This is a genomic window from Micromonospora sp. ATA51, from assembly GCF_016802855.1.
Lineage (GTDB): Bacteria > Actinomycetota > Actinomycetes > Mycobacteriales > Micromonosporaceae > Micromonospora > Micromonospora sicca.
In genome coordinates this window covers 1-3,905 of the sequence record NZ_JAEVHJ010000461.1, presented here as the reverse complement: position 1 = coordinate 3,905, position 3,905 = coordinate 1, and the positions used below count along the sequence as shown (strand labels likewise).

Here is a 3,905-nt window from a genome sequence, read left to right as displayed (position 1 = left end):
GTCCCCATGCGGATGGAGTACCAGCCCCGCTTCGAGTACGGCCGGGTCAGCGCGTACCTCACCGGATCCGACGACGGACAGATCGACAACACCGCCGGCCCCGCTTCGAGTACGCGACGCAGGTCGGCCAGGAGGCTCAGCCGCTCCGCCGAGTTGTGGTCGGACTCGGCGGCGTACACGGCGACCGTGTCGTTGCGGTGCTTGGCGTCGTACATCGCCACGTCGGCGTGGCGCATCAGGGTGGCGAAGTCCTCGCCGTGCTCGGGGAAGATGGCGATGCCGATCGAGCCGCCGACGTCCAGTGGCAGGCCGTCCAGGGACACCGGCTCGGCGAGCGCGCCGACCACCCGGTCGGCCAGCGCCCGGGCCTCTTCGGTGCCGGTCAGCGCCGGGACCACGATGGCGAACTCGTCCCCGCCGAGCCGGGCGACCAGGTCGCCGTCGCGTACCACGTCGGTGAGCCGGGCGCTGACCTCGACCAGCAGCCGGTCCCCCACCGCGTGCCCGAGGGCGTCGTTGACGTGCTTGAACCGGTCCAGGTCGATGAGCAGCAGGGCGAGGTGCGCGTCCGGCGCCCCCCGGGCGGCCCGCTCCGCGTGCAGGTGCACCTGCTCGGCCACCTCGGCCAGCAGCGCCTTGCGGTTGGCAGCCCGGTGAGCGGGTCGAGCGCGGCGAGCTGCTCCTGCTCGGCGGCGAGCCGGGCCATCCGGTAGACCGCGAAGAGCGGCACCAGCACCAGCGGGATCAGCGCCGCGCTGGCCCGGGCGGCGGCGACCAGCACCGGGGCGAGCAGCAGCAGCGAACCGGTGGAGAGCAGCTCGTACGCCAGGCCGAGCCGGACGCTGGGCCACCAGCGGTCGCCGAAGCGCAGCCGGATAGCGCTGGTGACCAGCCCGTAGTTGACCGCGAACCAGGCGACGGCGGCCCCGCCGACGGCCCCGACGTCGGTCCAGTGCAGCCGGCCGCGGTCGAAGATGGCGCCCGGGCCGAGCCGGGTGACCCAGTACGCGGCGCCGAGGGCGCAGGCGTACTGGGCGGCGTTGAAGGCGGTGCGCCACGGCGCGTACCCGAGCCGCCAGCCGGACACGGCGACCGCCACCGCCTGCACGGCGACCGCTGGACCGAGCCCCCAACCGAGCAGGATGGCGAAGCTGAAGCAGGTCGACGGGAAGACGGCGGAGGTCTGCCTCCGGCCGGGCGGGACGAAGGGACGCGCGTCGCAGGCGACGGCGAGCGCCGCCATGGTCCAGAACGCCGCCGGCATCCGGTGCAGCCGATCGGGCAGGTCGGCCAGTGACCCGGCCGAGATCAGCACGGCCAGGGCGAACACCGCGGCGACGAAGCCGAAGAACGGCGCCACGCGTCCGGGCGGGACGGAGTTGCGCGGATCGGCGGCCTCCATCGCACCTCCCGGGATCGGCCCTGGCGTGCTCCGCTCACACGCCGTGCACCAATGAAACGCCCTCGGTCCCGGTTTCCCCGACATGACAGTCACGAATCGGTCGTAGTCGTAATTAAGTTGGAATACGCGCAGACGCCGCCCCGACCCGCGGCGTCACTCCTCGGTGCGGGCGACGCCCCGGGCAGCGTCCGGGCCGGACTCCAGCAGCACCCGGAAGCCCTCCTCGTCGAGGACGGGCAGCTTGAGGCTGACGGCCTTGTCCGCCTTGGAGCCGGGGTTGTCCCCGACCACCACGAAGCTGGTCTTCTTGGAGACCGAGCCGGTCACCTTGCCGCCCCGGCTCTGGATCGCCTCGGACGCCTGGTCCCGGCTGAACCCGGCGAGGGTGCCGGTCACCACCACGGTGAGCCCCTCCAGCGGCCGCGGCCCCTCGTCCACCGCCTCCTCGGCCATCCGTACGCCCGCCTCGGCCCACTTGCGCACCACCTCGCGGTGCCAGTCGACGGCGAACCACTCCTTGATGCTGGCGGCGATGGTCGGCCCGACACCGTCCACCGAGGACAGCTCCTCCTCGGTGGCCGCCTCGATGGCGTCCATCGAGCGGAAGTGCCGGGCGAGCGCCTGCGCCGCGGTCGGGCCGACATGCCGGATGGAAAGCGCGACCAGCACCCGCCACAGGTCCCGCTGCTTGGCCTCGGCCAGGTTGTCCAGCAGCTTGACGGCGTTGCTGCCCAGGCTGCCGTCCTTGTTGACGAAGAAGGGCGAGCGGGCGAGCTGTTCGGCGTCGAGGACGAACAGGTCACCCTCGTCGGCGATGATCTGCGCGTCGAGCAGGGCCGCGGCGCCCTTGTAACCGAGCACCTCGATGTCGAATGCGCCCCGGCCGGCCAGGTGGAAGACCCGCTCGCGCAGCTGCGCCGGGCAGCTGCGGGTGTTGGGGCAGCGGATGTCGACGTCGCCCTCCTTCGCCGGGGCGAGCGGCGTGCCGCAGGCCGGGCAGGTGGTGGGCATGACGAACGGCCGGGCGTCGGCGGGCCGCAGGTCGACCACGGGGCCGAGCACCTCGGGGATGACGTCGCCGGCCTTGCGCAGCACCACGGTGTCGCCGATCAGCACTCCCTTGCGCTCGACCTCACGGGCGTTGTGCAGGGTCGCCAGGGCGACCGTGGACCCGGCCACCCGCACCGGCTCCAGCACGGCGAACGGGGTGACCCGGCCGGTCCGCCCGACGTTGACGTCGATGTCGAGCAGCTTGGTGGTCACCTCCTCCGGCGGGTACTTGAAGGCGATCGCCCAGCGCGGCGCGCGGCTGGTCGAGCCGAGGCGGCCCTGGATGGAGACCGGGTCGACCTTGACCACCACGCCGTCGATCTCGTGCTCGACGTCGTGCCGGTGCTCGGCGTAGTAGGCGATGTATTCCGCGACGCCGGCCAGGCCGGGCACCACCCGCCAGCGGTCGCTGGTCGGCAGCCCCCACGCCTTCAGCGCCGCGTACGACTCGGACTGCGCGGCCGGCTGGAACCCCCTGCGGGCGCCGATGCCGTGCACCACCAGGCGCAGCGGCCGGGAGGCGGTGATCCGCGGGTCCTTCTGCCGCAGGCTGCCGGCGGCGGCGTTGCGCGGGTTGGCGAACGGAGCCTTGCCCTGCTCGACCAGGCCGGCGTTCAGGTCGGCGAACGCGGCGAGCGGGAAGTAGATCTCGCCGCGCACCTCCAGGAACTCGGGCACCTCCGGGAAATCGTCGGAGGCGGTCAGCTTCGCCGGTACGTCCCTGATGCTGCGCACGTTGGCGGTGACGTCCTCACCGGTGCGCCCGTCGCCCCGGGTGGCGGCGCGGACCAGCCGACCCTTCTCGTAGGTCAGGTTGATGGCCAGGCCGTCGACCTTCAGCTCGCAGAGGTACGGCACCGGACCGCCGGCGTCCCGCTCGACCCGCTCGGCCCAGGCGGCCAGCTCCTCGCCGGCGAAGGCGTTGTCCAGCGAGAGCATCCGCTCGGCGTGGGTGACCGGGGTGAACTCCGTGGAGAAGGTGCCGCCCACCCGCTGGGTCGGCGAGTCGGGGGTGCGCAGCGCGGGGAACTCCGCCTCCAGCGCCTCCAGCTCGCGCAGCTGCTTGTCGAACTCGGCGTCGGAGATGGTCGGCGCGTCGAGGACGTAGTAGCGATACTGGTGCTCGGTGAGCTCCTGGCTCAGCGTCGCGTGCCGCTCCCGCGCCTCCGGGGTCGGCTCGGCGCCCGCCGCCGCCTCCTGCGCGGGGCTGACCTGCTGGGGAACCGCTTCCTCGGACACCCTGCCGCCTTCGGACACCGCGTCGACCTCCCGTGATCGTGCTTCCCCCGCACGGTAGCGGTCGGGTCGGACAACCGTCCCGCCACCCGCCCTGACCAGGTTCGCCGGCCCCGCCGCGCCCCGCTCGCACCCCCGCCGCGCCGACCGGCGGAGCGGCCGGGGGCGTGCGAGGATCGCCGGACGGCGGCGAGGCGCGCCCGCCGGAGGGCGAGAG

1 protein-coding gene and 1 pseudogene are annotated in these 3,905 nt (G+C 73.5%); both read right to left on the bottom strand.

What is annotated here, in order from left to right; genetic code table 11:
- Positions 1–1,402: pseudogene (locus JNW87_RS35900) on the bottom strand (diguanylate cyclase domain-containing protein); the annotation flags it as partial.
- Between the two features lie 153 nt (positions 1,403–1,555).
- Positions 1,556–3,691, bottom strand: a complete 2,136-nt coding sequence (gene ligA, locus JNW87_RS35895; protein ID WP_238455228.1) for an NAD-dependent DNA ligase LigA — start codon at positions 3,689–3,691, stop codon at positions 1,556–1,558.
- Between the last annotated feature and the right edge of the window lie 214 nt (positions 3,692–3,905).